Here is a 6,730-nt window from a genome sequence, read left to right on the forward strand (position 1 = left end):
TTTCCTGGGCGCAAGTCTTATTCTTCTGTTCTGGGCGCACGCCCTGCGCCCCTACGATTGATGTATTAACAATTAACTATAAATGTTGTATCGTTTTATTAATACATCAGCCCCAAATGATTAAGAATAAGCGAAACTACATAACATAGCACGAAAAGGATTGTCAATTATGAAATCGTCTGGGTTGGGTTTCCGCTGCTTGTTTGCTCTTCTACCTCTATGCCAAGCGATTCTCTGTGGTGTTGCGGCACTAATTGGCAATTCCGCCGCCCTAGCCCAATCCATCACCCCAGCCGTAGACGGTACGGGTACAACTGTTACGCAAAATGGTATCCAATATGATATTGACGGTGGCAGTGTTTCGGCAGATGGGAGTAATCTATTCCACAGTTTTGAGCAATTTGGCTTGGATGCGAACCAAATTGCCAATTTTCTCGCCAATCCCAACCTGGAAAATATTCTCAGTCGCGTCACGGGTGGAAATGCTTCGGTAATTAACGGATTGATTCAGGTGACTGGGGGAACTCCCAATTTATATTTAATGAATCCGGCGGGAATTATTTTTGGGGCTGATGCAAGCTTAAACGTTCCTGCTGATTTTACCGCCACAACCGCCACAGGGATGGGATTTGAGAATAACACTTGGTTTCATGCGAGTGGTGCGAATAACTATCAGACGTTGATTGGCACACCGAATCAATTTTCCTTTAACGTATCCCAGCCCGGAAGTATTGTTAATGCAGGTGAATTAGCGGTATCACCAGGAAAAAATTTAACGTTAATTGCTGGTAGTGTAATTAATACTGGAACACTCACAACACCAGGAGGAATGGTTACCATTGCAGCGGTTCCCGGTTCCAATTTAGTCAAGATATCTCAGCCAGGAAAATTACTATCTTTAGAAATTGAACAACCCACGAATGGTATGGGAGAACCCTTACCCGTTACACCTCTAGATTTACCTGAGTTGTTAACGGGTGAAGAGGAAACTGTTGAGACTGGACTTGATGTGACCCCATCGGGAGAGGTGGAATTAGCCGATACTGGAGTAACTTTACCAAAAGAGACAGGCGTTGCGATCGTTTCTGGCACAATTGATGTTTCTTCTGTAGAACCTGTAGGGGAACCCAGCTTTGCGCCTTCATCAGCAACTGGCGGTGAGATTAATGTTATTGGCAATAAAGTTGGTTTAATATCTGCCAATATAGACGCTTCTGGAATTAATGGTGGGGGTACTGTGCGGATTGGTGGAGGATATCAAGGGAAAGACTCTGTGCCAAATGCCTCTCGCACGTTTGTAAGTAGTGACTCAGTGATTCATGCAGATGCTTTAACAGAAGGTGATGGGGGTGAAGTTATTATTTGGGCAAATTCAAATACTCAAATTCACGGTCAGATTACTGTTCGTGGTGGACAAGTGTTGGGAAATGGAGGTTTTGTTGAAACCAGTGGTCTTGAATCTTTTGAAATCAGCACAACTCCAGATGTCAGTGCATCAGTGGGTATTGGTGGAGAGTGGTTAATTGACCCCTTTGATATTGAGATTGTTGATGGTAATGGCAATACTAATATTAGTCCTATAAATCCATTTGAATCTATAGGCAATAGCTCCCAAATTGGCGTAAACTTAATCGAAAATGCCCTAATAGGTGGTGCGAGTTTGGTTACTATTCAGACGGGCAATGGAGGCGTAGAATCTGGAACCATAACCCTAGATGCAGACCTCGATTTTAATGGGACGGGGCTTAATAATACATTAAGATTTAATGCACATGGCAGTATTTGGATCAATTCTGATATTACAGATAGTAATCCTGGTAATGATTCCCTGAACCTGGAGTTTAACACTGACTTTGACAATATCGGTGAAGATGGCAGGTTGTTTATCTTCGGTGTAAATATCGCAACGGGCGGCGGTAGCATCAATGGTAGAGGAATTGTTAGCGGCACATCAACCGCCCTATCTATAGAAGATAGCTCAATTAATTCAGGTGGAGGAAATATCACTCTCACTGGAACGGGTACGGGTTCTGGAACGAGTGGACTTTGGATATCTAATAGCAGCATTAATTCAGGCGGAGGCAACATTGTCCTGACTGGTACAGGAGGAGACTCTAATGCTAATAGCGGCGGTTATGGTATCTTTTTTCAAACTTTAGAAGGTGACACAATTAATTCAATGGCAGGTGATATTACCCTCCTGGGAACGGGGGGAAATAGCAGTTTTGTTAATGGTATTGGAGGTAACGGAATTTTTGTTGAAGGTGGCAACATTACTTCAACTAGCGGTGATATTAATTTAACTGGAACCGGGGGCAGTGGCGTTTCTGGTAACGCTGATGGCGTTTATAATATAAGTACTGATATCACGTCTACCAATGGTGATATCAGCTTAACTGCCGATGAGATTGGTTTTGAAATATTTTCTAATGAAATAAGTACTAGTGGTTCTCTATTGCTACAGCCCCTGACACCTAGTCTAGACATCAATGTAGGTGGAAGCACTTCTACATCATCTCTAGATTTGTCAACACAAAAGTTAGGAATTCTTCAAAACGGCTTTGCCTCGATTACTATCGGAAGAGCTGACAGTAGTGGTACAATTACCCTAGCGGATAACGTCACATTTAATGATCCTGTTACCTTGCGATCGCCTAACGGATCAATAAACGCTACAGGTGGCACTATAACTGGATCAGACGATGCCACGATTACGTTGTTATCTAGCGGAACCATTCGCACGGGAAATATCACAAATCCCGGTCGTTCCATTACCATAGGTACTCCCACACAACCCGCCGCTAGTATTGAAGCTGGAAGTATCAGAACTAACACGACAACCAATGGTGATAATGGTGGTTCTGTCAATTTGGAAGCTTCAGGGGATATTACTGCATCACAAATTTTGACGGTTTGGCAAGGTTCAACAACAGGTAATGGTGGTGATATCGCTGTCAAAGCGGGTGGTGATATTTCTATTAATGGTGATGTTCCATCATTTACTGATAATGGTAATGGGGGCAACATTACCTTGGAGGCAGGCGGCAATATTTACACTGATGATATACAGTCAATTGGTTCCCAAAGTAGCGGAACTATAAATCTCACCAGTGGTGGCACAATAGACACCACGTTTTTTGGTGGAACTCCTGGTCAAATACTCTCCTGTTCCGGTGTAGCAAATCAGTGTTCTGGTGGTAATAGTACAGGTGGCGATGTCACTCTTGAAGCCGCAACGAGTATTATTACCAATATCAATACCACAGGTTCTTTAGGTGGTGGGGATATTATTGTCACTAGCGATGAAATTGATATTGGTGCAAGCAGCAATGACGGAACTATTCGGCTTGAGCCTTTTACACCTGATCAAGATATTGTTATTGGTGGAGATAACAATGATACATCGGCATTAGATCTGACAGAAACAGAACTGAATCGACTAGGGGATGACTTTACCTCTATTACTATCGGTGGTGGTTCTGGCGATAACACCTTCATTTTCAACAGGAATGGAAGTTTCTTTAACCTGAATATTGACGGTAACGGTGGAAACAATACTCTGATTGGTAATACAATTAACCGTTGGAATATCACGGAAGATAATGCTGGTGATGCTACATTTATCGATGGCGACGCAATTAGTGGTAGAATCTCTTCATTTGGCAATATTCAAAACCTAATTGGCAGTAATGGAGATGATACGTTTAGCTTCACGAACAACGCGACTATTAGCGGCGCGATTGATGGCGGTGAGGGTATAGATACCCTAGATTACTCCAATAATCCCAATCCAGCTATCGTTAATCTAGCGGCTATTGGCGCAGAAAATATTGAAGCCGCGATTGGTAATGTAGGTAGCACCTTAATTGGCACTAACACAGATAATACTTGGAACATTACAGCTAATGATACAGGAACCGTTAATGGAACCTTTAGTTTCTCCGATTTTACGAATCTGAGTGGCGGTAGCGCCAACGATACCTTCCAATTGAACAATGGAGTAACATTCACCGGAACCATTAATGGGGGTGGGGGTGACAACACGATAATTGGTAGCAATACACCGAACACATGGAATCTGACTAACTCTAATGCTGGCAGCATTAATGGCAGTAACTTTACCGCTATTAACAACCTGACAGGGGGAAGTAATAATGATACGTTTCAATTCAATGATGGCGTAACTTTTACCGGAACAGTTGACGGTGGCGCGGGGATAGATACCTTAGACTACTCCGCCTATACCAGTCCCCTAACGGTGAACTTAGCCGCATTGGGTGGGGTAAATATTGAACAGATTGCAGGAACCGCCAACGCAACCAGTACGTTAATTGCTAATAACACAGCGAATACTTGGACGATTACGGATAGCAATAGTGGCACAATTAATGACAAACTTAATTTCAGCACCTTCTCGAATCTAAGAGGTGGCAATAATAACGACACATTCAGCTTCGATGATGGCGTAACTTTTACCGGAACAGTTGACGGTGGCGCTGGGATAGATACCTTAGACTACTCCGCCTATACCAGTCCCCTAACGGTGAACTTAGCCGCATTGGGTGGGGTAAATATTGAACAGATTGCAGGAACCGCCAACGCAACCAGTACGTTAATTGCTAATAACACCGCGAATAATTGGACGATTACCGGAAGCAATAGCGGTACAGTTAATGGACTTAACTTTAGTGAATTTTCTAACTTGACAGGGGGAACCTTAGATGATACCTTCCAATTCAATAACGCCGCGAATATCAGCAGCAACATTGATGGAGGTGCAGGAAATCTTACCCTAATCGGTGATGAACTTAATTTTACAGGTACTATCTCTGGAACTGGGAATTTAACCCTGCAACCGTTAACCCAAAGCCAAGGGATTCAAATCGGGGGTGTGGATAGTGGTAACAGCAGTATTTTAGATTTAACCGCACCGGAACTGAATTCCCTACAAAATACGTTTACCTCAATCACGATTGGGGGAACAACTAGCAGTGGTGCAATTACCCTAGCCGATGATATTACATTCCAAACCCCTGTCACATTGCAAGCACCTGTGGGTTCAGGTTCCATCAATACCACCGCAGGAACCATCACCGGAGAGGGGAATGCGACGATTACCGTGCTGGCAAATCAGGATATTATTACAGGTGATATTATTAATCGCGATCGCGCCCTCACTCTAACCAGCCGTAATGGTGCGATTACTACAGGCAATCTTACAGCAGGTGCGCTGACGCTGACAACCAATGGCGGCGATATTTCGGTCAGTAGTTCTAATCCTATCGCCTTGTCCGATTCAGGCGTCATTCAAACCCGTGGCGGAACCGTTACCCTCAATACAACTGATTTGGAAGGGGGTGGGGTTACCTTAAATACCAGTAACCCCACGGGAGAGGGGGGGAATATATACCTTAACGCAAAATCTGGCAGAGTGGCGATCGCAAATCTGAATAGTTCTGGATTGACGGGTGGCGATATTGTTGTTCAAGCGGAATTAGAAATAACCACAGGTGCAATTAATACCAGTGGAAGTTCTGGTGACGGTGGTAATGTGACCCTTGACCCTATCGGCGATATTCAGGTTACTTCGATTAACGCTCAAGGTGGCGATAATGGTACAGGGGGTAACGTTGATATTACCGCAGGTCAATACTTCCGCGCCACAGACACCTTTACCGACCAAAATGGAATAGACGCCAGTATTTCCACGGCTGGCGGTAACGGTGGGGGAGATATTACCATTCGCCATGGGGGTGACGCACTCACACCCTTTAAAGTCGGTGATGCAGAAATTAATGGTACGGCTGGAGTTCTCACCAGTGGAGACATTAGTATTATCCCGCTGCGTTCATTTCCTCTAACTCACCGAGAAGGAAATATTGCGATTATTCGCGGTGATATTCCCACCACTACCATTGATGAACCGCCGATAAATCCAGTTGATCTCACTCAACCGACTGAGAGTAATGAATCTGCCGAGGAAGATAGCATTTCAGACGAAAGTAGTCCAGTCGCTGTCTCATCAACAACCAACACAACCACCCCAACCGCTGAAGCTGAACTGACTCAACAAGAAGGCAATTTCACTAATGCGTATGAAAGCTATCTAGGGATTAGTAATACCCAAACGGCTACGCCTGAAGAAGTGCAAACGACGCTGAGTCAAATTGAACAACAAACGGGCATAAAACCTGCCTTAATTTACGCCTTCTTTAAACCCCAAACTCCCACGCCAGAAAAACCCAATCCTAAAGATAAAACCGAAATTATCTGGCAATTTAACCCGTCCAATCCTCAACGCCAACAACTGTCCAGTAACCCCAATCCTCAACCCAGTGACCAACTAGAACTTGTCCTAGTTACTGCCTCTGGAGACGTAATTCGCCGTCCTGTTCCCGGTGCAACCCGGGAAAAAGTGATGCAACAAGTGCGACAATTACGTCGCGCTGTCACTGATGTTCGCATTCCTCGCCCCTATAAACCGTCGGCACAACAACTCTATGATTGGTTAGTTTCTCCCATTGAAACGGAATTACAAGCCCAAGAAATTAATAATCTCAGCTTCGTTATGGATAGTGGCTTGCGTTCCCTCCCTATTGCTACACTCTATGACGGAAGCCAATTTATTATCGAGAACTATAGTGTCGGGTTAATGCCCAGTTTTAGCCTCACCGATACTCGTTATGTGGATATCCGAAATGCTGACATCTTAGCTATGGGCGCGTCTAAA

1 protein-coding gene is annotated in these 6,730 nt (G+C 44.2%); it reads left to right on the top strand.

Annotated features, from left to right (window positions below; all coding sequences use genetic code 11):
* Nucleotides 1–169: 169 nt before the first annotated feature.
* On the top strand, nt 170–6,730 hold a 6,561-nt coding region (locus RIC07_RS29600), incomplete at its 3' end, for a two-partner secretion domain-containing protein (RefSeq protein WP_446397637.1).

This window comes from Coleofasciculus sp. E1-EBD-02 (assembly GCF_040218245.1).
GTDB lineage: Bacteria > Cyanobacteriota > Cyanobacteriia > Cyanobacteriales > Coleofasciculaceae > Coleofasciculus.